The organism is Cytobacillus sp. FSL W8-0315, from assembly GCF_038002905.1.
Lineage (GTDB): Bacteria > Bacillota > Bacilli > Bacillales > Cytobacillaceae > Cytobacillus > Cytobacillus pseudoceanisediminis.
In genome coordinates, this window is sequence record NZ_JBBOOC010000001.1 from 717,930 (window position 1) to 742,471 (window position 24,542).

General features: G+C 44.0%; 22 protein-coding genes. 15 read left to right on the forward strand and 7 right to left on the reverse strand.

The annotated features are described in order from the left end of the window. Window positions 1-10 precede the first annotated feature (10 nt). The 6 genes from gyrB to dnaA all read right to left on the reverse strand — a co-directional run bounded on the left by gyrB (window position 11) and on the right by dnaA (window position 6,767). Window positions 11-1,933, reverse strand: a complete 1,923-nt coding sequence (gene gyrB / locus MKY20_RS03945; RefSeq protein WP_019382469.1) for a DNA topoisomerase (ATP-hydrolyzing) subunit B — start codon at window positions 1,931-1,933, stop codon at window positions 11-13. A 135-nt stretch (window positions 1,934-2,068) separates the two neighbouring features. Further along, a complete protein-coding gene (remB, locus tag MKY20_RS03950; RefSeq protein WP_009332494.1) occupies window positions 2,069-2,317 on the reverse strand; it encodes an extracellular matrix regulator RemB in 249 nt (82 codons plus the stop codon). 9 nt (window positions 2,318-2,326) lie between these two features. After that, complete coding sequence (recF, locus tag MKY20_RS03955; RefSeq protein WP_019382470.1) at window positions 2,327-3,445, reverse strand: DNA replication/repair protein RecF; 1,119 nt, start codon at window positions 3,443-3,445, stop codon at window positions 2,327-2,329. Window positions 3,446-3,642: 197 nt separating this feature from the next. Then, window positions 3,643-3,852 carry a S4 domain-containing protein YaaA gene (yaaA, locus tag MKY20_RS03960; protein ID WP_019382471.1) on the reverse strand — a complete coding sequence of 70 codons (210 nt, stop codon included), beginning with the start codon at window positions 3,850-3,852 and terminating at the stop codon, window positions 3,643-3,645. A gap of 253 nt (window positions 3,853-4,105) precedes the next feature. After that, entirely contained in the window at window positions 4,106-5,242 is a 1,137-nt protein-coding gene (gene dnaN / locus MKY20_RS03965; RefSeq protein WP_009332491.1) for a DNA polymerase III subunit beta, read from the reverse strand. A 178-nt stretch (window positions 5,243-5,420) separates the two neighbouring features. Then, window positions 5,421-6,767, reverse strand: coding sequence for a chromosomal replication initiator protein DnaA (gene dnaA / locus MKY20_RS03970; RefSeq protein ID WP_009332490.1), 1,347 nt, complete (start codon window positions 6,765-6,767; stop codon window positions 5,421-5,423). 861 nt (window positions 6,768-7,628) lie between these two features. Between dnaA and rpmH the strand changes: the two genes are divergently transcribed. From rpmH to MKY20_RS04025, 11 genes are all read left to right on the forward strand, one after another. Continuing rightward, window positions 7,629-7,763, forward strand: coding sequence for a 50S ribosomal protein L34 (rpmH, locus tag MKY20_RS03975; protein ID WP_019382473.1), 135 nt, complete (start codon window positions 7,629-7,631; stop codon window positions 7,761-7,763). An 82-nt stretch (window positions 7,764-7,845) separates the two neighbouring features. Beyond that, the gene (gene rnpA, locus MKY20_RS03980; RefSeq protein WP_019382474.1) at window positions 7,846-8,214 is read left to right on the forward strand and encodes a ribonuclease P protein component; all 369 of its coding nucleotides are present in this window, start codon (window positions 7,846-7,848) and stop codon (window positions 8,212-8,214) included. Between the two features lie 138 nt (window positions 8,215-8,352). Continuing rightward, complete coding sequence (gene spoIIIJ, locus MKY20_RS03985) at window positions 8,353-9,138, forward strand: YidC family membrane integrase SpoIIIJ (protein WP_019382475.1); 786 nt, start codon at window positions 8,353-8,355, stop codon at window positions 9,136-9,138. Then, a complete protein-coding gene (jag, locus tag MKY20_RS03990; RefSeq protein WP_009332487.1) occupies window positions 9,135-9,761 on the forward strand; it encodes an RNA-binding cell elongation regulator Jag/EloR in 627 nt (208 codons plus the stop codon). Before spoIIIJ ends, jag begins: the two co-directional genes overlap by 4 nt. A gap of 389 nt (window positions 9,762-10,150) precedes the next feature. Then, the gene (mnmE, locus tag MKY20_RS03995; protein WP_009332486.1) at window positions 10,151-11,536 is read left to right on the forward strand and encodes a tRNA uridine-5-carboxymethylaminomethyl(34) synthesis GTPase MnmE; all 1,386 of its coding nucleotides are present in this window, start codon (window positions 10,151-10,153) and stop codon (window positions 11,534-11,536) included. A 120-nt stretch (window positions 11,537-11,656) separates the two neighbouring features. Further along, on the forward strand, window positions 11,657-13,546 hold the full coding sequence (mnmG, locus tag MKY20_RS04000) for a tRNA uridine-5-carboxymethylaminomethyl(34) synthesis enzyme MnmG (RefSeq protein ID WP_009332485.1): 1,890 nt from the start codon (window positions 11,657-11,659) through the stop codon (window positions 13,544-13,546). 43 nt (window positions 13,547-13,589) lie between these two features. Beyond that, window positions 13,590-14,306, forward strand: coding sequence for a 16S rRNA (guanine(527)-N(7))-methyltransferase RsmG (rsmG, locus tag MKY20_RS04005; RefSeq protein ID WP_009332484.1), 717 nt, complete (start codon window positions 13,590-13,592; stop codon window positions 14,304-14,306). A 140-nt stretch (window positions 14,307-14,446) separates the two neighbouring features. Continuing rightward, complete coding sequence (gene noc, locus MKY20_RS04010) at window positions 14,447-15,328, forward strand: nucleoid occlusion protein (protein WP_009332483.1); 882 nt, start codon at window positions 14,447-14,449, stop codon at window positions 15,326-15,328. A 213-nt stretch (window positions 15,329-15,541) separates the two neighbouring features. Then, entirely contained in the window at window positions 15,542-16,303 is a 762-nt protein-coding gene (locus MKY20_RS04015) for a ParA family protein (RefSeq protein ID WP_009332482.1), read from the forward strand. Next, window positions 16,296-17,141, forward strand: coding sequence for a ParB/RepB/Spo0J family partition protein (locus tag MKY20_RS04020; protein WP_009332481.1), 846 nt, complete (start codon window positions 16,296-16,298; stop codon window positions 17,139-17,141). The genes MKY20_RS04015 and MKY20_RS04020 overlap by 8 nt, the downstream gene beginning before the upstream one ends. Window positions 17,142-17,259: 118 nt before the next feature. After that, the gene (locus tag MKY20_RS04025) at window positions 17,260-17,973 is read left to right on the forward strand and encodes a DUF554 domain-containing protein (protein WP_009332480.1); all 714 of its coding nucleotides are present in this window, start codon (window positions 17,260-17,262) and stop codon (window positions 17,971-17,973) included. 629 nt (window positions 17,974-18,602) lie between these two features. On the opposite strand, the gene yyaC is transcribed toward MKY20_RS04025, so the two are convergent. Next, entirely contained in the window at window positions 18,603-19,232 is a 630-nt protein-coding gene (yyaC, locus tag MKY20_RS04030) for a spore protease YyaC (protein WP_206841016.1), read from the reverse strand. A gap of 529 nt (window positions 19,233-19,761) precedes the next feature. Here yyaC and MKY20_RS04035 point away from each other — a divergent pair. From MKY20_RS04035 to ychF, 4 genes are all read left to right on the forward strand, one after another. Further along, entirely contained in the window at window positions 19,762-20,658 is an 897-nt protein-coding gene (locus tag MKY20_RS04035; protein ID WP_251266762.1) for a mechanosensitive ion channel family protein, read from the forward strand. 2 nt (window positions 20,659-20,660) lie between these two features. Beyond that, the gene (locus MKY20_RS04040; RefSeq protein ID WP_009332477.1) at window positions 20,661-20,858 is read left to right on the forward strand and encodes a DUF951 domain-containing protein; all 198 of its coding nucleotides are present in this window, start codon (window positions 20,661-20,663) and stop codon (window positions 20,856-20,858) included. 27 nt (window positions 20,859-20,885) lie between these two features. Then, on the forward strand, window positions 20,886-22,889 hold the full coding sequence (locus MKY20_RS04045) for a molybdopterin-dependent oxidoreductase (RefSeq protein WP_251264370.1): 2,004 nt from the start codon (window positions 20,886-20,888) through the stop codon (window positions 22,887-22,889). 380 nt (window positions 22,890-23,269) lie between these two features. Beyond that, window positions 23,270-24,370, forward strand: a complete 1,101-nt coding sequence (gene ychF, locus MKY20_RS04050) for a redox-regulated ATPase YchF (protein ID WP_009332475.1) — start codon at window positions 23,270-23,272, stop codon at window positions 24,368-24,370. Window positions 24,371-24,542 lie beyond the last annotated feature (172 nt).

Consider the following 24,542-nt stretch of genomic DNA (forward strand, 5'->3'; position numbering starts at 1 on the left):
GCTTTTACAATTAAATATCCAAATTCTTTACATAAACCGCATTTTCTTCGATAAAGTTCCGGCGAGGCTCTACTTTGTCACCCATTAGGATTTCAAACGTTTCGTCAGCTTCGATGGCATCCTCAAGATTTACCTGGAGAAGGGTTCTTGATTCCGGATTCATTGTCGTTTCCCAAAGCTGGCCCGGGTTCATTTCCCCAAGTCCCTTATAACGCTGAATTCCCGGCTTAGGCTGGCTCGGAAGTTCACCAAGAATCTTATCCAGCTCGCGGTCATTATAGGCATATTCAATCTTTTTGCCCTGCTGGATCTTGTAAAGAGGCGGCTGGGCAATATAGATATAGCCAGCTTCAATAATCTGCCTCATATAACGGTAAAAGAACGTTAATAATAACGTGCGGATATGTGCACCATCGACATCTGCATCCGTCATGATGACAATTTTATGATAGCGGGCCCTGGAGATATCAAAATCTTCGCCTATCCCGGTTCCGATTGCGGTAATAATCGCACGGACCTCATTATTGGACAGGATTTTATCCAGGCGGGCTTTTTCTACGTTCAGGATCTTTCCTCTTAGGGGAAGGATCGCCTGGAAATGACGGTCACGCCCCTGCTTGGCAGATCCGCCCGCAGAGTCACCCTCAACCACATAAAGTTCGCTTATAGAAGGATCTTTAGATGAACAGTCAGCGAGTTTACCAGGCAGGCTGGATACTTCAAGAGCACTCTTTCTTCTTGTAAGCTCCCTTGCTTTTTTGGCGGCCAGTCTTGCTCGTGCTGCCATAAGCCCTTTTTCGACAATTTTTCTGGCTACCGTCGGATTTTCGAGCATGAATTTCTCAAGAGCTTCAGAGAAAATTGTATCGGTTGCTGCACGCACCTCTGAGTTTCCAAGCTTCGTTTTCGTCTGCCCTTCAAACTGAGGATCAGGATGTTTAACGGATACAATAGCCGTTAAGCCTTCACGGACATCTTCACCGGAAAGGTTTGCGTCACTCTCTTTAAAGACGCCATTCTTGCGTGCATAGTCGTTGATAACCCTTGTTAAGGCTGTCTTAAAGCCGGATTCATGCGTACCGCCTTCATAGGTGTGAATATTATTGGCAAAAGAATAGATATTGCTTGTAAATCCATCATTATACTGGATGGATACTTCAACAGTGATGCCTTCGCGTTCACCATCAATGTAAATAGGCTCTTCATGAAGAACTTCCTTCGTTCTGTTCAAATGCTCAACGTACGATTTAATTCCGCCCTCGTACATATATTCACTTTTCTTGTTTTCTTCACGCTTGTCCTCAATCGTGATCTTTAATCCTCTGTTTAGGAATGCCAATTCACGGATTCGATTTGCAAGTGTTTCATAATCATATTCAAGCGTTTCAGTGAAGATTTCACTGTCCGGCTTAAAATGGATGGTTGTTCCAGTATGATCTGTTTCCCCAATCACTTCCAGATCGGCACTAGGGACTCCGCGCTCAAACTTCTGATAATATTTCTGTCCATCACGATGAACAAATACTTCGAGCACAGTTGAGAGAGCATTAACTACAGAAGCACCAACACCATGCAGACCACCGGAAACCTTATATCCTCCGCCTCCGAATTTACCGCCTGCATGCAGAACCGTCATAATGACTTCTACTGCCGGTCGTCCCATTTTTTCGTGGATTCCGACTGGAATACCGCGTCCGTTATCCACTACCGTAATACTATTATCCTTTTCGATAATCACATTGATTTCAGAACAGTAGCCTGCCAGTGCTTCATCAATACTATTATCGACTATTTCCCAAACAAGATGGTGAAGCCCTTTGGCACTTGTTGAACCGATATACATTCCCGGACGCTTCCGAACTGCTTCCAGACCTTCCAGTACCTGTATCTGATTCTCATCATAGGATTGTTCCTGCACTGCCTTTTGCTCCATTGCCACATCGGTCACCTACACTTTCCATTTCACTAATCTATAAAAAAGCCTGGCTTTAAGATGAGCCAAACTGTAGTTTTCACTGACTTGCCTTTCGTTCCATCAGGGAAGTTCTTCCGGCAGTCCTGCATTTCTTTAAAATTCGTGAACACTTAATTTATGGGATCGTTTTTTTAATGTACCTGAGGATAGCGGAGAAAAATAGATCTTTTCTGTTGTGACAACCACAGATTTATAGGAACCTTTTGCGAGGTTCACTACTGACTCCTCCAGGTCCTCCTTACGTTCTTCCGCATACTCGGAAGCAAGGGCTGTTTCTTTATCAATAATGGCGACAATATCCCTTGCCCGGACCAACACATCTTCACCTATATGGATGTACATGCGATCACCTCACTGAATCTTCTTGATTCTCCCTGCCTCAACACTGAACGCTGCTGCTTCTTTAAGCGTCTGGTGGTCTATTCCATCAACGCTAGTAGTAGTGACAAACGTCTGTACTTTCCCTTGAATGGTATTTAATAAATGAGATTGGCGATAATCATCCAATTCCGAGAGGACGTCATCCAGCAGCAGAATGGGATATTCTCCAATTTCAGAATGGATCAGTTCGATTTCGGCAAGCTTAACCGACAGAGCTGTCGTTCTTTGCTGCCCCTGTGAACCGAATGTTTGCACATCTCGCCCGTTCACATGGAAAATCAGGTCATCGCGATGCGGTCCAAACATGGTGACACCGCGGTCTATTTCCCTGTTTTTCACTTTCGCAAATTTATCCTGGTATACTTTAACCATTTTCGACAAATCTTGTTCTTCTGATACCTCGGCAGAAGGCTTGTACTCAATTTTCAAGGTTTCAAGCCCTCTTGAAATTCCTTCATGAATCGGCTGTGCCCAATTCTCGAGGAGTCTGAGGAACTCGTAACGCTTTGAAACAATCTTTGCAGCCATTTCAATAAATTGCTCTGTTAAAATCTCAAGCATGGTATGGTCGGTCTGCTTTTTGATCTGGAGCATTTTCAGGTAGTGGTTGCGCTGCTGGAGGATTTTCTGATACTGGCTGATATCATGCAAATAGACAGGTGAAACCTGCCCAATCTCCATATCAATAAAACGACGCCTTATTTGAGGGCTCCCTTTCACAAGGTGGAGATCTTCAGGCGCGAACATCACAACATTCATATTGCCGACATACTGGCTTAATTTCTGCTGCTCTATATGATTGCATTTGGCTTTTTTGCCTTTTTTGCTGATGACTAATTGCATGGGCAGGGATCCTTGCCTTTTTTGGACCCTTCCTTCTATTTTAGCATATTCCTGATCCCAGCGAATAAGATCTTTGTCATTTGATGTCCGATGGGACTTTGCCATGGCCAGGACATAGATCGATTCCATGACATTTGTTTTTCCCTGGGCATTCTCTCCCAAAATTACATTCACTTTATTTTCGAAATTAACTTCAAGCTCTTCGTAATTCCGGTAATTTTTTAATAGCAACTGCTCTATATGCATAGACGCTACATCCTTTTAGATAATAAGAAAAGCGGAGGCGCCTTGCCCACCCACGACAAGCACAAGACGAGCCTCAAGAAAAGGCGTTCTTTGCCTTTTTGGGAGGATTGGCTTGTGACCTCGAGGGGGTAGGCGCCGGAGCTAGACAGTTATCGAAGTTCAAAATTATAAACTTTTTAATTAATTTACTTAGCGGGCTAGACGATCGTAAATTCACCCACATCCGGAATTTCGATTTTATCCCCGGTTCTTAGCTTTCTTCCCCGTCTTTGATCCTGTTCCCCATTGACGAAGACTTCGTATTCACTCAGGAACCATTTGGCCATCCCGCCTGTTTGAATAACATCAGCGGCTTTTAAAAATTGGCCCAGCGTAATATATTCTGTATCAATTTGAATTTCCGTCATATTTTCACTCTTTTCCATTGTCCGACTTAAAGTGCTGCAGTGATTTCTGCACTTTGGCAAAACAATTTCAGAATGGTATCTAATATTCTATTTTACTAAATAAATCACAGATACACAAAGAAAACTCGCCTGCAGCTGGTTATTTTCATTATTCCCCTGCAATTGGCCAATATTCTTGCAGACAGGGGGACAGTTTTAGATATCTGCTTCACCAAAAAAAGTAAGCCGCCGGCACAACCGGCAGCTTTTTTTCTTAATACGTCCTTACTGGCAGGATCAATTGCAGTATTGATTCATCGTTTAAAGGTTTGATGATAAATGGTCTCATAGCGCCGGTGAAGCTGATTGTAATTTCAGAGCCTTCAAGTGCTTTTAGGGCATCCATCATGAATTTCGCGCTAAAGGAGATTTTTAATTCTTCGCCTTCTATGGATTTGCTCTGCACTTCTTCGACAACTTTTCCAATTTCAGGAGTGTTGGATGAAATTTCGATTACACCGCCATCAATTGTTGATAGTTTGACCACATTGTTTCGGCCTTCTTTCGCCAATAAAGATGCACGGTCAATAGCCTGCAGGAACTCCTTTGTATTGACGATAACATCTGTTTTGCTGTCTGAAGGGATCAATCTGGATGTATCCGGGTAATTTCCTTCCAGCAGCCTTGAGAAGAACAGCAGATGTTCGGCCTTAAAGAGAACCTGGTTTTCGGTAATAACGATATCGATTAAATCATTGTTGTCATCAAGAATTTTGCTTAACTCACTTAAGCTTTTTCCTGGAATGACTACATTGTAGCTTTCGCTGGCATTTGTTTCGATTTGAGCTTTTCTTAGGGCTAGCCTGTGACTATCTGTTGCAATACAGGTTAATGTCCCGTTTTCCACCTTCCAGTTTACACCTGTCAAGATAGGGCGTGTTTCTGAGGTGGACACTGCGAATACCGTTTGGCGAACCATTGCTTTTAATAAGTCTGTAGGAATTTTAAACACATTCTCTTCCTCGATTTGAGGCAGATGAGGATATTCCTCAGCATCCAGACCATTAAGATTGAATTCGGATTTACCTGAACGGATGACTGTCTGCAAATGGTTTTCAACGCTGATCTCTACAGTGTCAGTCGGTAGCTTCTTAACGATTTCGCTGAAGAACTTCGCTTGGAGCACAATAGCACCAGCCTGTTTGATCTCGACGATTTCATCTCCGGCTTCTTCTTTAGGTATAAAAGATTCGATTGAAATATCAGAGTCGCTTCCCGTTAATGTGACCCCTTCTTCAGATGCAACGATTTTAATTCCCGTTAAGATGGGAATAGTCGTTCTGCTTGTTACAGCTTTCATAACATCCTGGACGCTTTGGACCAAACGGTCGCGCTGGATAATAAATCTCATTTTTTAAATCCTCCAAGCATATTTTAATGGCGTATTGAATATATATATATTTTTTATAAAAAAATAGTAGAAGTACTAGTAGGGCCTGTTAGTATGTGGATAACTGCATTTTTCGAAAGGAAACACAGCCTATCCACATGTGGACAGACTGTGTGTAAGTTTGGTCAAGTTATACACATTATACCTTGAGCATTTCATTGATTTCTTTCAGCTGCTTCTCAAATTGCGAATCTGCCTGAAGCATCTTTGAAATTTTTTCATGGGCATGAATGACGGTCGTGTGGTCCCTTCCGCCAAATTCCTCCCCTATTTTTGGAAGAGAAAAGTCGGTTAATTCCCTTGAGAGATACATGGCAATCTGACGGGGGAATGCGACAGACTTTGTTCGTTTCTTCGCCTTAAAGTCCTCAAGCTTTACGTTAAAGTGTTCCCCAACTACCCTTTGAATTTCATGGATCGTAATGACCTTCGGTTTGGAGCTTGGAATAATATCCTTTAATGCTTCTGCCGCAAGATCTGCATTAATATCTTTATTTATTAAAGAGGAATAAGCTACTACACGAATCAGAGCGCCCTCAAGCTCACGGATGTTGGAATCAATCTGATTGGCAATGTACAGCATAACCTCATTAGGAATATCAAGTCCCTCCGCTTTGGCCTTTTTGCGGAGAATCGCGATTCGCGTTTCCAGGTCCGGCGGAGTTATATCTGTAATAAGGCCCCATTCAAATCTGGAGCGAAGCCTGTCTTCCAATGTCGGAATTTCTTTTGGAGGACGGTCACTTGAGATGATGATCTGCTTGCTTTCTTCATGCAATGTATTAAAAGTATGGAAAAATTCTTCCTGCGTCTGTTCTTTTCCAGCCAAAAACTGAATATCATCGATAAGAAGAACATCCACATTTCGATATTTATCGCGGAAATCACCCGCTTTGTTATCTCGGATCGAGTTAATGAATTCATTTGTAAATTTCTCGGAAGATAAGTATACGACTTTAGCTGATGGATTATGATCTAATACATAATGGCCGATTGCATGCATAAGGTGAGTTTTTCCGAGTCCAACTCCCCCGTAAATAAATAAAGGATTGTATGCCTTGGCCGGTGCCTCGGCTACAGCAAGTGAAGCTGCGTGGGCGAAGCGGTTTCCGGACCCGATGACAAACGTGTCGAATGTATACTTCGGATTCAGCATCGTTAATGGCAGTTCAGGCTGTTCTTCCTCCGGCTTTTTCTTTTTTGGCGGAAGAGGAAGATCGACTTCTTCTTCACTTTGATTTTGCGGAATGATGAATTTTACTCCTAATTCTTCACCGGTAATGTCATAAAGAATTCCGGAGATCAGCTGGGAATAACGCTCTTCAAGCCAGTCACGGGCAAACTCATTCGGGGCCTTAACGATTAAAGTGTCTCCCTGCAGAGAATGCGCTTTTGTCGATTTTAGCCATGTATCAAAACTTGGTTTGCTGATTTTCTTCTCAATATTGGCCAGAGCATTATTCCAAAGATCCGCAATGTTTTCCAATGATATCCCTCCTTTTCCATCTATATTTGGGAATTTAGATTACTGTCCAGCTCCGGTGCCTTTTGAAGGCCCCCCTCGCTTTTCTTTGTTTCGAGCCACAAAAACGATAGGTTATACACGCTGTATAACCCTTAAGTTTATAAATATACGAAACTGTTTATGTGGAAAAATATATAATAAGGAAGTAAAGTGGAATTTCGACAGTATCCACTGTCTGTGGACAAACTTTTACAAACCCCTTGGATAACCTGTCCACATGTTATCCACAATCTGTGGATAATGAAGATATGCACAATGATTTATTAAGTGTTAAAACACAATTATGATAACAGATAATGCTTTTGTCTGCAATGCTTTTTAAACCTTTATCCACAACATGCCATCCCTGTTCATAAAAATTGTCCACAGCCTCTGGTTGTGTGAAAAACTTGTCAATATGTGATGTGGATAATGAAAATGCTGTCGAAATTTTATCCACAGACCTGTTTTTAGAGAAGATCCAATTCAAAGGGACTTCGGAATATCAGATGGAGAGATGCCATTTTACCATGGCCAGATCGTCTGGCGACCGGAGGAACTTGCAGTCTCAAAAAGTAACTTTTACTATGAACTAATGAGAAAAACGTGGAAAAATGAAATTTAAGGATGACATTCATGCGAAAAGAAGGTAAACTTTCTGAGTGGGTTCTTTCAGATTTGTAAAAAAGAAAAAGAGCAGCTAAGAGAGAAGCCAGGTTCATACTCCAATTTTTTTGCCATTGAAGGCAGATTGACTTATATGCATAGTTGACAATTTTCTAGTTACATCTATATAATTAGAAAGACTGTCTTTAACAGCAATTCCTCAGGGAGGTGTCATATATGAAAAGAACTTATCAACCAAACAAGCGTAAAAGAAGCAAGGTTCATGGTTTCCGCAGCCGCATGAGCTCTCCGAACGGACGTAACGTTCTAGCTCGCCGCCGCCGCAAAGGAAGAAAAGTATTATCTGCTTAGGCCACTGAAACGTCAGTGGTCTTTTTTTCCATGTAAAGATAAATGTTCAAGGCGCTCTGCGCTTTTTTGAAAAGGTGATGACATGAAAAAAGAGTTCCGTGTAAAAAAAAATAAAGAATTTCAAGAGGCCTTTAAAAAGGGAAAGTCATTCGCCAACCGTCAATTTGTCGTTTACATCTTGAGAAAAGAGGAGCAGAATCATTTCCGCATCGGCCTTTCTGTCAGTAAAAAAATCGGCAATGCCGTTATGAGGAACCAGATCAAAAGGTATATCCGCCAGGCATTCTTAGAACTGGAGGAGGAAATAAAGCCGCAATATGATCTGATTGTCATTGCGAGGAAACCGGTGGCAGAAATGGATTTCCATGAAGTGAAAAAGAGTCTGATCCATGTATTGAAGGTTTCGCGGGTTTTGAATAAACCGAGACTTGGAAATACTAAAAATCAATAATCTTTATCTATCTTTATTTTGAAGCACTTCATTTTAAAAGATGTTAAAATAAGATACATATGAGCTTGTGCCCTATGACCGGGGACAAGCAAATGAAATCCATACTATTATCAGGAGCAATTAAGGAGGAAAAAACGGTTGAAGAAACGAATATTCCTATTAATCGGTTTAGTGTTTGTGATGGCCCTTTTATCGGGCTGTACAGAAATCAACCAGCCGATTACGTCTGAAAGCGAAGGCTTTTGGAACGAGTATATTGTCTACCCGCTTTCGCTGTTTATTATTAAGGTAGCAGAATTTGCAGGCGGCAGCTATGGACTATCGATCATTATTGTGACGATCATTATCCGTCTGGTCATCCTGCCATTAATGATTAAACAAACGAGAAGTTCAAAAGCGATGCAGGCGATTCAGCCAGAAATGCAGAAGCTTCGTGAAAAATACAGCTCTAAAGACCAGAAAACCCAGCAGAAGCTGCAGCAGGAAACAATGGCTTTATTCCAAAAACACGGCGTTAATCCGCTTGCCGGATGTTTCCCGTTAGTGATTCAAATGCCGATCCTGATCGGTTTCTACCATGCCATTACACGTACGCGCGAAATTGCAAACCATAATTTCCTTTGGTTTGACCTTGGTTCTCCAGATCCAATTTACTTATTGCCTTTAATTGCAGGTGTGACAACGTTCATTCAGCAGAAAATGATGATGGCCGGCACTCAGCAAACTGGGCAAATGGCTGCACAAATGAAAATGATGCTTTACCTTATGCCGATTATGATCGTTATTTTTGCCATTAACTTCCCGGCAGCTCTTTCTTTATACTGGGTAGTGGGTAATATCTTCATGATCGTTCAAACGTATTTCATTAAAGGTCCGGACCTGAAAGCCGCAGCGGCCGGAAATGCAGGAGGAGCCAAAAAGTGAAACAAGTAACTGCTACAGGACATACCGTCAAGGAAGCAGTAGAGTCAGCTTTAGCTCAATTAAACACAACAGAAGACCGCATAGAGATTACTATTGTTGATGAAGGTAAAAAAGGCATTTTCGGGATTTTCGGATCCCGGCCGGCAGTGGTGAAAGCTGTGAAAAAGCCTGATCCGATTGAGGAAGCCGAAAAATTCCTCAAAGACGTCAGCGGGAAAATGGGCGTGTCCATTGAAATTGAAACATTAAGGGACGGAAAAAATGTTCAATTTATCCTATCCGGTGAGAAGATTGCCCTTTTAATCGGAAAAAGAGGACAAACGCTTAATTCCCTCCAGTATTTGACACAGCTGGTCATTAACCGATATGCCGAGCAATACTTAAATGTGGTGCTCGATGCAGAGGATTACCGAAAAAGACGCCAGGATACCCTGATTCAACTGGCTGAAAGGCTTGCTCAAAAAGCTTTGAAGACGGGAAAAGAAATTGCGCTGGAACCTATGCCTTCATATGAACGCAAAGTGATCCATACCGCCCTCGTAAATAATAAGCGAATCAAGACATATTCTGATGGCAATGACCCGCATCGGCATATCGTCATTGCACCAGCCAGAACAAGATAGCAGGAAAAGCGGAAACGCAGTTATCGACGTTCAAAATATAAAAAATTTCTTATTTTGCAAAATCCCAATCCATTTACGGATTGGGATTTTTTTGTCGCACTTTGTCATCTCCCTGCAAATTATTAAATCTCAATTGGTTTTATTGTTATTCACATGTGGATAAGTTAAAATAGAGCATATTAATTATGAGACGTGTGGATAATTTTTTTCACTGGCTGTATTCAAGCGGGCTGTTGATAAGTATCATGCTGACTGATGGACAAGCCGGAACTGCGGGCTGATATGCTTTTCTAAAAAAAAGCCATGTGATATTCTATTAATTTGGGGAATCGATATTATTATTCATTTTGTATATAGATCAATGAAGTATGAAAAGAGAGGTGAACAAATTGGAATTCGATACAATAGCCGCGATATCTACTCCGATGGGGGAAGGAGCCATTGCCATTGTCCGCCTGAGCGGTGACCAGGCTTTTGAAATTGCGGACCGGCTGTTCAGAGGGGTGGGAGGCAAGCGTCTAAAGGATGTTGCTTCCCATACCATTCATTATGGGCATATTATGGACCCCAAAACCGGACAGATTGCTGAGGAAGTAATGGTATCGGCCATGAAGGGGCCGAAGACATTTACTAAAGAAGATGTCATTGAAATCAACTGCCATGGCGGACTGGTTTCCGTAAACCGCGTGCTGCAGCTTTTGCTGAATAATGGCGCACGCCTGGCAGAGCCGGGTGAATTTACAAAGCGCGCCTTTTTGAACGGGCGGATTGATTTATCCCAGGCAGAAGCGGTTATGGATTTAATCCGCGCCAAGACGGACCGGGCTATGAACATGGCACTTGGCCAGATGGAAGGAAGGCTGTCAAAGCTTATTCAGAAGCTTCGGCAGGAAATTCTGGAGATCCTTGCTCACGTAGAAGTCAATATCGACTATCCGGAATACGATGATGTCGAAGAAATGACCCATCAAATGCTGATGGAGAAGGCTTCTTATGTAAAGCAGGAAATCGAAAAGCTTCTTCAGACTTCACAGCAGGGGAAAATACTGCGTGAAGGACTTTCAACGGTCATCGTCGGGCGGCCAAACGTTGGAAAATCTTCCTTATTGAATAGCCTTGTCCATGAGAATAAGGCGATTGTGACAGATATTCCGGGCACCACCCGTGATGTCATCGAAGAATACGTGAATGTAAGAGGAGTGCCTCTCCGCCTGGTTGATACAGCCGGCATTCGTGAAACGGAAGATATTGTGGAACGGATCGGTGTAGAAAAATCAAGGCAGGTATTAAAGGAAGCAGATTTGATTTTGCTTGTGCTCAATTACTCGGATGAATTGACCTCTGAGGATGAAAATATATTTAAAGCCGTTGAAGGCATGGATGTCATTGTAATTGTCAATAAAACCGATCTTGACCAAAAAATCGACATGAATCGCGTCCGTGAGCTTTCCAAACATCATAAACTGGTTACAACTTCTTTATTGGAGGATCAGGGAGTCGACGATCTTGAGGAAGCTATTGCTTCTCTATTTTTTGCAGGCTCCATCGAAGCCGGGGATATGACATATGTATCCAATACCCGCCATATTGCCCTATTGAACCAGGCGCAAAATGCCATTGACGAAGCGATGCAGGGTGTTGAGATGGGAACCCCAATTGACATTGTGCAAATTGATTTGACGAGAACATGGGAGCTGCTTGGTGAAATTATTGGCGATAGCGTCCATGAAAGCTTGATCGACCAGTTATTCTCGCAGTTCTGTTTAGGAAAATAGATGATTTAAGCAGGCTGTGTCAGCTGACGCAGCGGAAATAGATTTTTTAACTTTTGCAATCGGCCGGCTCAGCCTCTGTTTAGCTTGTGCCTGCCTGATTGCTGCAAAGGAGGCCGCATCATGACATATGAAGCTGGAAGTTATGATGTCATAGTAGTCGGAGCCGGACACGCGGGTGTGGAAGCAGGCCTTGCTTCGGCCCGTCTCGGCGCAAAGACATTAATGATTACAATCAACCTGGATATGGTAGCCTTTATGCCCTGCAACCCCTCAGTAGGAGGCCCTGCAAAAGGGATTGTGGTAAGGGAAATCGATGCACTTGGCGGAGAAATGGGCAAGAACATTGATAAAACCCATATTCAGATGCGCATGCTCAATACAGGAAAAGGCCCTGCAGTCCGTGCCTTAAGAGCTCAGGCCGATAAGTTCACGTATCAGCATGAAATGAAAAAAACGCTGGAAAATGAACCAAATCTGACATTAATTCAGGGAATGGTTGAACGGCTGATTGTCGAAGATGGAGAATGCAGGGGCGTCGTCACCCAGACAGGTGCCGTTTATCATTCAAAAGCAGTAGTCATTACGACAGGAACCTTCTTAAGAGGGGAAATCATCCTCGGTGAGCTGAAGTACTCAAGCGGTCCTAATAACCAGCAGCCATCCATTAAGCTCTCAGAGCATTTGCAGGAGCTTGGCTTTGATCTGGTCCGTTTTAAAACAGGAACACCGCCGCGCGTTAATAGCCACTCCATTGATTACAGCAAAACGGAAATTCAGCCAGGCGATGACGTGCCAAGAGCTTTTTCCTATGAAACCACAAAGTATATTACAGATCAGCTTCCTTGCTGGCTTACGTATACCAATGAAGAAACGCATACATTGATCGACAATAATCTTCATCGCTCGCCAATGTATTCCGGTATGATCAAAGGGACAGGACCTCGCTATTGCCCGTCGATTGAGGATAAAGTTGTCCGTTTTAATGATAAGCCGCGCCATCAGATCTTCCTGGAGCCTGAAGGCCGCAATACACAGGAAGTGTATGTGCAGGGGCTTTCAACAAGCTTGCCGGAGGATGTACAGCAGAAGATTCTCAGAACCATTCCTGGACTTGAAAATGTACAGATGATGCGTGCCGGCTATGCGATTGAGTATGATTCCATCGTACCAACGCAATTATGGCCGACACTTGAAACCAAAAAGGTTAAAAACCTCTATACTGCCGGCCAGATTAACGGGACATCCGGCTATGAAGAAGCTGCCGGCCAGGGGCTAATGGCAGGCATGAATGCCGGATTAAAATCACTGGATAAGGAAGAAGTCATTTTAAGCCGTTCAGATGCTTATATTGGCGTCCTGATTGATGACCTTGTGACCAAAGGCACGAACGAGCCTTACCGTCTATTGACTTCTAGAGCGGAATACCGTCTGCTGCTTCGCCATGATAATGCCGACCTGCGCTTAACAGAGCTTGGCCGCAAAGTAGGGCTGATCAGTGAAGAACGCTATGAAAAATTCCTGATGAAAAAGCAGGCGATTGAAGAAGAGAAAGCACGTCTGCAAGGCATCATCATCAAACCGACTTCTGATGTGCAGGAGCTGATCAAAAGCCAGGGCGGAAGCGAGCTGAAGGATGGCATCCGCGCATCTGATTTGCTGAAGCGTCCGGAAATGACATATGAGCATATCCAGCAGGTAGTTCCGGCTGAGAGCACGCTTGATCCGGATGTAACCGAACAGGTAGAAATCCAGATCAAGTATGAAGGCTATATTGAAAAGTCACTTCAGCAGGTAGAGCGCCTGAAGAAGATGGAAAACAAAAAGATCCCTGAAAACATCGATTATGATGATATTAACGGACTGGCTTCCGAAGCAAGGCAAAAGCTTAAGGAAGTAAGGCCGCTATCTCTCGCGCAGGCTTCACGGATTTCCGGTGTAAACCCTGCCGATATCTCTATTTTGCTTGTTTATTTAGAGCAGGGCAGAATTGCACGAGTTTCAGCGGAGTAAAAGGGAAAATCCGATCATGTCTGAGAACCGAAAGGATTTATAAATGAATACCGAACAATTTACAGAAATGCTGGCGGCGAAGGGGATTGCCCTTTCGCCACAGCAATTGCAGCAATATGACACCTACTATTCCACACTGGTGGAATGGAATGAAAAAATGAATTTAACAGCCATCACGGAAAAGGAAGATGTTTATCTTAAGCATTTTTATGACTCGATAAGCGCTGCTTTTTACTTTGATTTCAACCAGCCGTTAAAGGTTTGTGATGTCGGTGCCGGTGCCGGTTTTCCAAGCATACCGATTAAAATTGCTTTTCCAGGTTTACATATTACGATCGTTGACTCTCTTAATAAGCGCATTGGATTTCTGGAACATTTGGCAAAGAAGCTGGAGCTTGATAATGTGCGCTTTATCCATGACCGTGCGGAAACCTTTGGCCAGAACAAAGAATACCGTGAGTCTTTTGATGTTGTGACAGCACGGGCTGTTGCCAGATTGTCCGTTCTAAGCGAGCTGTGTCTGCCTCTGGCAAAAACAGGCGGCACATTTGTGGCCATGAAGGGTGCCAGTGCAAAAGAGGAACTGGATGCCGGCAAAAAGGCTATCTCGGTTCTTGGCGGAACACTCGTTGATTCCCACACGTTCACCTTGCCTGAAGAAGAGAGTGAGCGGAATATTTTAATCATTAAAAAAGAAAAGAGCACTCCTAAAAAGTACCCGCGGAAGCCGGGGACACCCAATAAAACACCAATTGAATAGGGTGCGCAATCTGCCATTGTATGACATAATGGTTTAAACTAATCGATTTTTCCAGATATTTATATTGCTCCTGTCCAGCAGGATTTGTCATGATGATAGAGAATATGTAATAGGGAGTTTCGTAAAGGTGGTGCAGGGTGATGAAGCATTCTTTCTCACGCTTTTTTGGCCTAGGCGAAAAGGGAGAACAAGTTACAGCGGAAAAACCAGCAGAAGAACAATTGGATATTGAAGACTTAAGCGACAGAGAAGAAGTTAAGAAGATACCTATTGATCAAATCGTCCCCAACCGTTTTCAGCCAAGAACGGTGTTTGATGATGAGAAGATAGAAGAGCTTTCTCGGACCATCCATACACATGGTATCATCCAGCCGATTGTCGTACGGGAATTTGAGGATGGCCAGTTTGAAATCATAGCAGGTGAACGCAGATACCGGGCCATGAAAAAGCTGGGCTGGGAAGAAGCTCCGGCTATCGTAAAAAATTTAAGTGATACAGAAACAGCTTCAGTGGCTTTAATTGAAAACCTTCAAAGGGAAGAACTGTCTCCAATTGAAGAAGCTGTTGCCTACGGAAAGCTTTTAGAACTGCATAATCTGACACAGGAAGCGTTGGCACAGCGCCTTGGAAAAGGCCAGTCAACCGTTGCAAACAAGCTTCGGCTGCTGAAATTGCCGCAGCCTGTCCAGGATGCGTTATTAAACAAATCAATCACAGAGCGGCATGCCCGTTCGCTCATTCCGCTGAAGGACCCAGAGAAGCAGGTCGCCCTGCTTCAGGAGATAGTGGAGAAGAATCTGAATGTGAAGCAGACAGAAGACAGGGTTGTCAAAATTCTCGAACAGAAAAATCCAAAGCCGAAGCCGAAGCGAAAGGCGTTCAGCAAGGATATGAGAATTGCGGTCAATACGATCCGCCAATCATTATCCATGGTTTCTGACAGCGGCATTAATCTTGATTCGGAAGAAGAAGAATTTGATGAATTTTATCAAATTACGATTAAGATTCCTAAAAAGAAATAATTTTTTAACGCGAGAGATGAAGCAGGGCCTCCCTGTTTTGTTTTTCGCGTTTTTTTTGAAGGACGATAAAAAGACTATTAGAATCTTCTTATTTTTTACAAAAAAATTATTCTGTCCTGTTTTTCGTGATAAAATAGACTACGTGATTTAACCATTCTAATAAATTCGCAGATAGATAGATCGTAATACTGATAGATGAAAGCAGGTGACACCGTGGGCAAGATTATAGCCGTTGCGAACCAGAAAGGCGGAGTTGGCAAAACGACCACTTCCGTCAATCTTGGCGCATGCCTGGCATACATAGGCAAGAAAGTGCTGCTGGTCGACATTGATCCGCAGGGGAACGCCACAAGCGGAATTGGCATTGAAAAAGCTGATGTCGATCATTGCATCTATGACGTTCTCGTTGATGATGTGGAAGCATCAAAGGTTATAAAATCAACTTCGGTAGAGAATTTATATGCAATCCCGGCAACCATTCAGCTGGCAGGTGCAGAAATTGAATTGGTGCCGACCATCTCGCGGGAAGTAAGATTAAAGAGGGCTCTTGAAGAAGTAAGAGCAAACTTTGACTATGTTATTATCGACTGTCCCCCTTCTCTCGGATTACTGACAATTAACTCGCTGACCGCTTCGGATGCCGTCATCATACCAGTGCAATGCGAGTACTATGCGCTTGAGGGTCTGAGTCAGCTTCTGAATACGGTCCGCCTTGTGCAGAAGCATCTGAATCATGATTTGAAAATCGAAGGCGTACTGCTGACGATGCTTGATGCCCGTACAAATCTTGGCATTCAGGTCATTGAAGAAGTGAAAAAGTATTTTCAGGATAAAGTATATAAAACAATCATTCCCCGCAATGTGCGGCTGGGAGAGGCTCCAAGCCATGGAGAACCTATCATTACTTATGATCCGAAGTCACGCGGAGCTGAAGTATATTTAGAACTGGCAAAGGAAGTGGTTTCAAATGGCTAAAGGTTTAGGAAAAGGTCTGAATGCTTTTTTCAATAATATTGAAACCGAAAAAGAAGAAACCGTACAAGAAGTCAAAATAAAGGACATCCGTCCAAACCCTTATCAGCCGCGCAAAGTGTTTGAAAAGGAAGCCATCGAGGAATTGAAGCAGTCCATCCTTGAACACGGAATTCTGCAGCCGATCATCGTCCGCAAAAGCATCAAAGGCTATGAAATTGTAGTTGGGGAGCGCCGCTACCGGGCAGCAAAAGAAGCAAATCTTGAAAGAGTTCCTGTTGTCATACGGGAATTGAATGAACAGCAGATGATGGAGCTCGCTGTTCTTGAGAATCTGCAGCGTGAAGACTTAACTCCGATTGAAGAAGCGGCTGCATACCAGCTGTTAATGGAGAAGCTCAAGGTGACACAAGAGGAGCTGGCCAAGCGCCTGGGAAAAAGCAGGCCGCATATTGCCAACCATATTCGCCTGCTTTCCCTTCCTCCGAAAATTCAAGGTTTGATTTCTGACGGGAAAATCTCCATGGGTCATGGCAGAGCCCTATTGGGCCTGCGGAAAAAAGAGAAACTGCAGGCGCTCGTTGAAAAAACAGTTAAAGACGGCTTAAATGTCCGTCAGCTTGAACAGCTGATTCAGCAGCTGAATGATGTTTCACGTGAAACGAAAAAGCCAAATGCTCCAAAAGACATTTTTATTAAGGAACGCGAATCCTCCCTCCGAGAAAGATTCGGAACCACGGTCCATATTAAACAGTCCAAAAACAAAGGGAAAATAGAGATTGAATTTTTCTCAAAAGAAGATTTGGAACGCATTATGGAACTTTTAGAAACCAATTCGTAAGCCATCTTAATGATGGTTTATTTTTTTACAGGTATTCAAAAAAAGATTGTAGGTCAGTACCTTTCGTGGTAATTTTAATAGAAAATAATTCGCATTGCGAAATAATTAGGTGAAGAATATGTTTTTGCTAGGAACGCTTGTGAATGGATTATTGATAATTATAGGAACACTGCTGGGGAAATTGCTTCATCGCATTCCTGAGAGTATGAAGGGGACGGTGATGCATGCGATCGGCCTTGCTGTCATGGTGCTCGGCCTGCAAATGGGTCTTAAAAGCGAGAACTTCCTGGTTGTGATTTTAAGTCTTGTTTTCGGAGCAGTTATTGGAGAATACTTTGCTCTCGAAGATAAGCTGAACAAACTTGGCGATTGGCTCGAAAGCAAAATCGGCTCAAAAGGCCAAGGCAGCATTTCGCAGGGCTTCGTAACGGCTACGCTTATTTTTGTCATTGGTGCTATGGCCATTATCGGCGCGCTCGACAGCGGTATCCGGGGCGACCACTCGGTTCTTTATACCAAATCGATTATTGACGGCTTCACCTCCCTTATCTTAACGACTACATTAGGAATTGGTGTGCTCTTTTCAGCTTTTCCGGTCATGCTTTATGAAGGACTCATTGCCCTTTTTGCCACCCAAATCGACCGGTTTGTCCCCCAGCTTCTTATGGACAGCTTTATCAAGGAAATGACCGCGACAGGCGGAATCATGATCTTTGCGATTGGTCTGAATCTGACAGGGATAACAAAGATCAGGGTTGCGAACCTGCTTCCTGGAATTGTGGTTACGGGGATTATTGTGTCGGTTGTTTATTTTTATGGGCTTTATTTTTAGGTGATGGGGATTTAGTTGTTGGTGCTGTGATGTGAAGCATGTGCACTGGAATTTATTGTGCTAGCGGTAGCTTAACAAATTGGGTGCAGCGCATAAACTAATGAAATTGCGCATGTACCTGATACGAGCGCGAAAATCTGCTATGAGCGCACGAAAAGAAGAGAGAACGGCGCATAAACCGGGTGAGAGCGCAAAAGCATCTTCAGATAGCGCATAAAAAAACCGAATCAGTGCGAAAACCTGTAAAAAGAGCGCGAAAAGATGGTAGAACGGCGCCTAACCGGGTGAGAGCGCAAAAGTATCTTCAGATAGCGCATAAAAAAACCGAAACAGCGCGAAAATCTGTAATAAGGGCGCGAAAAGGCGGTAGAACGGCACATAAACCGGGTGAGAGCGCAAAAGTATCTCCAGCTAGCGCATAAACTTACTGAACCAGCGCGAAAATCTGTAAAAAGAGCGCGAAAAGAAGAGAAAACGGCGCATAAACCAGATTGGGAGTGCTAATGCATCTACATACAGCGCATAAACTCATCGAACGAAACCCTGTCAGAACAGCGCAATGCCAAACCTCCCATCCCCAGCTAACCAAAAAAGCCGCAGGCCCAATTCCCCTGCGGCTTTCCTATTCATTAAGGTGTTTGTTCACGGTTTAGTTCCCACTTGAATGCAGGCCAAGCTGGTGCAGTCTGGTGGGTCAGGCTTGCTTCATAGATGCCGCCTGCGATGGTTTTGGCCATTTTCAGGACGAGGTTGAGTCTTGTGTTCTGGAGGACGAAGAATTCCATAAATCCGCTGACGTTGACGATGCCGGTTATGTGCATGTCCCCTACTTCCGGCAGGTCTTTATTGACTCCGGCGCCAGGCTTGACGGGCCCTTCTCCGATTTGGATGACACCGACGCTTTTTAAGCGGCCCAGGCAGGCGTCGATCCCGATGATAAAGGGATTGAAATGCTTCTTTTTGATTTCGTTCAGTTTTTCTTCCAGGTTTACGGCATGGATCGGGTCCTCCAGTGTTCCGTATACATGGAAAGATGAAATGGATTTTTCCTCGAGGAGTGTGCCGACCAGCGGACCTAATGAATCGCCTGTAGAGCGGTCTGTGCCAATGCAGACAAAAACGATGGGACGGCAGCTGATGCCCGCAGGCAGAATATTCTTTAGTTCAGCAGCCAATTTTTCAGCAGAGTTTGTTTCTTCATGCGAGATTCTGGCAGAAGCCCCGCCTTTTTTGTCAAACAAGTTTGGTTTGAAGTTCATATAGGTCCACTCCCTCTTTATTCCTTGCCATGCCCGAAATACAAGTATTTATACGTTTTTAACAGTATACGGAAATTTTGTGTAATCTATACATACCTGTATTATTTAATCGTTAAACAATCGAGTTTTAAACTGTAAAGTCATGAGAAAAATTGATAAAATTGTTTTGTTTTACAGAGGGATTCGCACTGAGAGGCAAGATGCAGTATAATTTCATACAAAGTAAAGGATTGTAATTTTGAAGGCGATAACTGTCTAGCTCCAGGCGCCATCGGCTCTCGGGTCTAAGCTTGTCTAGTTTCGGCTCCTAGGGACTCGAGGTCATAAGCCGTTCCCTTCCAGAAGGAAAAAACACCTTCTTACAGGGACCGTCTTATGCTAGTCATCCCTGGGCAGTCGCCTCAACTTTTCTTTCAATCCGTCCAAAAGGTTAAAGAACACCTTACAGCCGGCTCGTCTTATGCTTGTCGCCGATAAGCAGGAGCCTTCCGCTTTTCTATATTTTCACTAAAGTAAAGCAGGTGAAATCATGAGTCCTATTGAAAAAATGATTAACAGTATGATAGATAAGCTTTCTAATGAACAGACATGGATAAATATCGGAGAAGGCATCTTTAAAATTTTTGCGATTCTGATCGTTACGAGCATCCTGATCAGGATTGGCAAGCTGGCGATCCGCAATATTTTTAAAGTGAGGGCACCTTCAAGGCTCCGAATCTCAGAGCGCAGGGAAGCTACCCTTCTGAAGCTGCTTGAGAATATGCTTACGTATGTGGTGTTTTTCGTTGCGGCGATCATGATATTATCGGTGCTGACGATTGATGTAAAAGCCCTTTTGGCCGGTGCCGGAATCGTCGGGCTGGCTGTTGGGTTTGGGGCACAAAGTCTTGTAAAGGATATCATCACCGGGTTTTTCATCATTTTTGAAGACCAGTTCTCGGTGGGGGATTATATCCGGATTGATCAATTTGAAGGAACGGTAGAAGAAATCGGATTGCGGACAACAAAGATTAAAAACTGGACAGGTGAAGTTCATATCCTTCCGAACGGAAGCATTATGCAGGTCACTAATTTTTCCATAAATAACAGCGTTGCCTTTGTGGATGTCAGCATTGCTTATGAAGGCGATATTGTGAAAGCTGAAAGAGTTCTTCAGGAATTATTCGAAAAGCTGCCGGGCAAATATGAGGATATGGTCAAGCCGCCGGAAATTCTCGGCATCCAAAATCTGGCTGTTTCTGATGTGGTGCTGCGCGTGGTTTCAGAAACGCTGCCAATGAGGCACTTTTATATTGCACGGCAGCTGCGGAAAGAAATTAAGCTTTGTTTAGATGAGCATGGCATTGAAATTCCGTTCCCGCGACTTGTTATGTATACACGGAATGATCAGGCAAAGGAAAATCCTAAACTGAATGCGGAGGGATAAATATGGAGCAAAAGGAATTTGATCTACACGATGTGGTGGAAATGAAAAAGCCTCATCCATGCGGGGTTAACAAATGGAAAATCATCCGAATGGGAGCAGATATCCGCATTAAGTGCGAAGGCTGCGGCCACAGCGTGATGATTCCAAGAAGGGAATTCGCCCGCAAAATGAAGAAAATTCTTGTTAAGCATGAGGGGTAAATAGATAAATACGGGGAGATGAGGGTTTTGGCGGATACATTCAAGTCAGCCTGTCCCCTTAACTGCTGGGACAGCTGCGGCTTTCATGTAACAGTTGAAGACGGTAAGGTGACAAAGGTAGATGGCGATCAGGACCATCCAATAACAAAGGGGAAAATTTGCGGCCGCGGCAGAATGCTTGAAAGCAGGACCAATTCTCCGGAGCGCCTGCTTCATCCGATAAAGAAGGTGGATGGAGAATTTGTGCGAGTTTCATGGGAGCAGGCTTTGCACGATATTTCCCTGAAAATGAAAGAGCTAAAAGAAACAGCTGGGACCACTTCGGTCCTGCACAGCCATGATTATGCCAATGGAGGCTTGCTGACGAACCTGGGTCAGCGCTTTTTTAACTGCTATGGCGGAGTGACTGAGCTGACGGGATCCATCTGCTGGGGAGCCGGCATCGAGGCTCAGAGCTGGGATTTCGGAGATGCGTATAGCCACGGGCCTGAAGATATTTTAAACAGCAAACATATTGTTGTCTGGGGCAGAAATGTCGCGCGTACCAATATGCACCTGTATCAAAAGCTGCAGGAAGCAAAGAAGCAAGGTGCCAAGCTGTATGTAATTGATCCGATTTTTAATGCGACGGCTAAAATAGCGGACCGCTATTTTTCCATCAAGCCGGGAATGGATGGATGGCTTGCGGCCGGCATCATGAAGGAAATGCTCCGTTTGGGCGCAGAAGATAGAAGTTTCATAGATAAGTATTCTATTGGCTTTGAAGACCTGAATGAACTGCTGAGCAGTGTGACACTTGAGGAAGTGGCAGAAAAAACGGAAGTGCCTGCAGAGGTGATGACCGAGCTTGCGATGGTCTATGGGGACCGCCCCGTTTCCACTTTCTTTGGCCTGGGCATGCAGCGCTACGAAAACGGCGGAAACACGATCCGGCTGATGGATGCTTTAATTGCTGTGAGCGGAAATATTGGCATCCCGGGCGGAGGCGCAAACTATGCCAACAGGCAGGTTGGGCAAAGCTTTGATGGGGCAGCCCTCACCCTCCCTGAACGGAAAACGGCTTTTAGGCAATTTACGATGATGCGGCAGGCAGAGGGAATATTAACAGCAAAAGACCCTGAGATTAACATGATTTTCGTTACGTGTGGAAACCCTTTAACTCAGGTCCCTGACTCATCAAGGGTACGCGAGGCTTTTGCATCTGTTGAGACAGTCGTCGTGATGGATCAGTTTATGACAGATACGGCCAAAATGGCTGATTATGTGCTTCCGGTTACCACAGTTTTTGAACAGGAAGATGTTTATTACTCTTCCATGTACCATCACTTTGTCAATCATGGTCCGAAGCTGGTTGAACCGCCAGGGGAAGCGAAGACTGATTTATGGGTTTGGACTGAGCTTTCTAAGCGTCTTGGATTCGGAGCCGATTTCGATTTTACAAGAGAAGAGTTTATCAGCATGGGCCTCGGTTCACTAAGTGAGCATGGGATCACATTGGATAGCTTAAGGAATTCCCACCATAAGGAACTCCCGGTTGATACGGTGCCCTGGGCAGACCGGCAGTTCAAAACGCCAAGCGGCAAGTATGAATTCACCTCTGCTGCGGCGTTCCGAAAGGGTTCCGAAAGCAGGCTGACACTCGCTCTTCCCCGGGAAACCAAGTGGACGGACAAGGAGCGTGCCAATCAGTTTCCTTATACACTGCTGACGATTCATCCGCTTCGCTCCAATCATTCGCAGCATTATCACCTTTTGAAGCCTGAGCCAAAGGCAAAGGTGGAAATTGCCGACAATATTGCTGAGAAGCTTGGCCTGCAGGAGAACGATTATGTCAAAGTGTGGAATGACCGAGGGGAAATGAAGGGCTTTGTCCATATAATGAAAAAAGCCCATCCGGATACCATCAATATTGATGAGGGCATTTGGTCAAAATTTGGCGGTCCCGTCAATAATCTTACTTCCAGCCGCGAATCGGACAATGGCCTTGGAAGCACTTTGTACGACTGCCTTGTTAATATTGAGAAGATATAAAATTGGGTGACAGGCACCTATACCAGTTCAGCAAAGTGGTATAGGTGCCTGTCACCTTTTCTTTACATTTTAACGGCAACTATCTATAATTGTTAGAGGCTTGTTTAAATGAGAAACAATCGTATTTTTTTAAACATAAGAATCATAACTTTGAATTTCGATAACTGTCTAGCTCCAGCGCCTACCCCCTCGAGGTCACAAGCCAAACCTCCCAGAAAGGTAAAGAACACCTTTCCGTTAGGTTCGTCTTGTGCTTGGGGCCCACAGGATGTGGGTCATGCAGACGTTGCCACAGGACGTGGCGTTCTTAGTCTGCATTCCTTTGGAACCAAGGCGCTTGCGCTTTTCTTATGATGAATTAAAGTTGAGGAGTGACTTGGATGGCTTTAACAGCTGGTATTGTAGGTTTGCCGAACGTCGGAAAGTCTACGTTGTTTAATGCAATTACCCAGGCAGGAGCGGAGTCTGCGAACTATCCGTTCTGTACAATTGATCCGAATGTGGGAATTGTTGAAGTGCCTGATCACCGTTTGAATAAATTAACTGAATTGGTTCAGCCGAAAAAGACTGTGCCAACGGCTTTCGAATTTACGGATATTGCCGGCATCGTAAAGGGTGCGAGCAAAGGGGAAGGTCTTGGGAATAAGTTCCTGTCTCATATTCGTGAAGTAGATGCCATCTGCCAGGTTGTCCGCTGTTTTGCGGATGACAATATTACACACGTTGCAGGGAAAGTTGATCCAATCGACGATATTGAAGTCATCAACCTGGAATTGATTCTGGCTGACCTGGAATCGGTTGAAAAGCGAATTGGCCGCGTGAGCAAGCTGGCAAAGCAGAAAGATAAAGATTCTGTGTTTGAGCTTGAAATTCTGGAAAAATTAAAAGAAGCGTTTGAAGCAGACAAACCGGCGCGTACAGTTGAGTTTACAGAGGAACAAATGAAGCTTGTAAAAGGTCTTCATCTGCTGACAATTAAACCTGTGCTTTACGTGGCGAATGTTAGCGAAGATGATGTAGCTGATCCTTCTTCAAACGAATATGTGCAGCAGGTTAAAGAATTTGCTGCAAAGGATAATGCGGAAGTAATTGTCATCTGTGCAAAAATTGAATCTGAAATTGCGGAGCTTGATGGGGAAGAAAAAGAAATGTTCCTTCAGGAGCTTGGCATCGAAGAATCAGGCCTTGATCAGCTGATTAGAGCAGCCTACAATCTTCTTGGACTTGCAACTTACTTCACAGCCGGCGTACAGGAAGTCCGCGCCTGGACATTCCGCAAAGGCATGAAGGCTCCCCAGTGTGCGGGAGTTATTCACTCAGACTTTGAAAAAGGCTTCATCCGTGCAGAAACGGTTTCCTATGAAGACCTTGTCGCTGCAGGCAACATGACAGCTGCCAAAGAAGCAGGAAAAGTCCGCCTTGAAGGAAAAGAATATATTGTTAAAGACGGAGATGTCATGCACTTCCGCTTTAACGTTTAATTTACTGAGAACCTCTATATTAGGGGTTCTTTTTTTTCTATGCAACAGTATGATGTTGATTTCAAGTGCGGTGACCGATAAAGCAGCCGGTCATCTCTGCTGCAGCGAAATCGATCTTCAGAATTAAAGCTCGAAAAGATATCCTCTCTCAAATAAACTTCCATCTAGCAAT

Excerpts from the sequence above, each read along its gene's own strand:
- gyrB (WP_019382469.1), bottom strand. The coding sequence starts at position 1,933 with ATGGAGCAAAAGGCAGTGCAGGAACAATCCTATGATGAGAATCAGATA.
- remB (WP_009332494.1), bottom strand. The coding sequence starts at position 2,317 with ATGTACATCCATATAGGTGAAGATGTGTTGGTCCGGGCAAGGGATATT.
- recF (WP_019382470.1), bottom strand. The coding sequence starts at position 3,445 with ATGCATATAGAGCAGTTGCTATTAAAAAATTACCGGAATTACGAAGAG.
- yaaA (WP_019382471.1), bottom strand. The coding sequence starts at position 3,852 with ATGACGGAAATTCAAATTGATACAGAATATATTACGCTGGGCCAATTT.
- dnaN (WP_009332491.1), bottom strand. The coding sequence starts at position 5,242 with ATGAGATTTATTATCCAGCGCGACCGTTTGGTCCAAAGCGTCCAGGAT.
- rpmH (WP_019382473.1), top strand. The coding sequence starts at position 7,629 with ATGAAAAGAACTTATCAACCAAACAAGCGTAAAAGAAGCAAGGTTCAT.
- rnpA (WP_019382474.1), top strand. The coding sequence starts at position 7,846 with ATGAAAAAAGAGTTCCGTGTAAAAAAAAATAAAGAATTTCAAGAGGCC.
- mnmG (WP_009332485.1), top strand. The coding sequence starts at position 11,657 with ATGACATATGAAGCTGGAAGTTATGATGTCATAGTAGTCGGAGCCGGA.
- rsmG (WP_009332484.1), top strand. The coding sequence starts at position 13,590 with ATGAATACCGAACAATTTACAGAAATGCTGGCGGCGAAGGGGATTGCC.
- noc (WP_009332483.1), top strand. The coding sequence starts at position 14,447 with ATGAAGCATTCTTTCTCACGCTTTTTTGGCCTAGGCGAAAAGGGAGAA.
- MKY20_RS04020 (WP_009332481.1), top strand. The coding sequence starts at position 16,296 with ATGGCTAAAGGTTTAGGAAAAGGTCTGAATGCTTTTTTCAATAATATT.
- MKY20_RS04025 (WP_009332480.1), top strand. The coding sequence starts at position 17,260 with ATGTTTTTGCTAGGAACGCTTGTGAATGGATTATTGATAATTATAGGA.
- yyaC (WP_206841016.1), bottom strand. The coding sequence starts at position 19,232 with ATGAACTTCAAACCAAACTTGTTTGACAAAAAAGGCGGGGCTTCTGCC.
- MKY20_RS04035 (WP_251266762.1), top strand. The coding sequence starts at position 19,762 with ATGAGTCCTATTGAAAAAATGATTAACAGTATGATAGATAAGCTTTCT.
- MKY20_RS04040 (WP_009332477.1), top strand. The coding sequence starts at position 20,661 with ATGGAGCAAAAGGAATTTGATCTACACGATGTGGTGGAAATGAAAAAG.
- ychF (WP_009332475.1), top strand. The coding sequence starts at position 23,270 with ATGGCTTTAACAGCTGGTATTGTAGGTTTGCCGAACGTCGGAAAGTCT.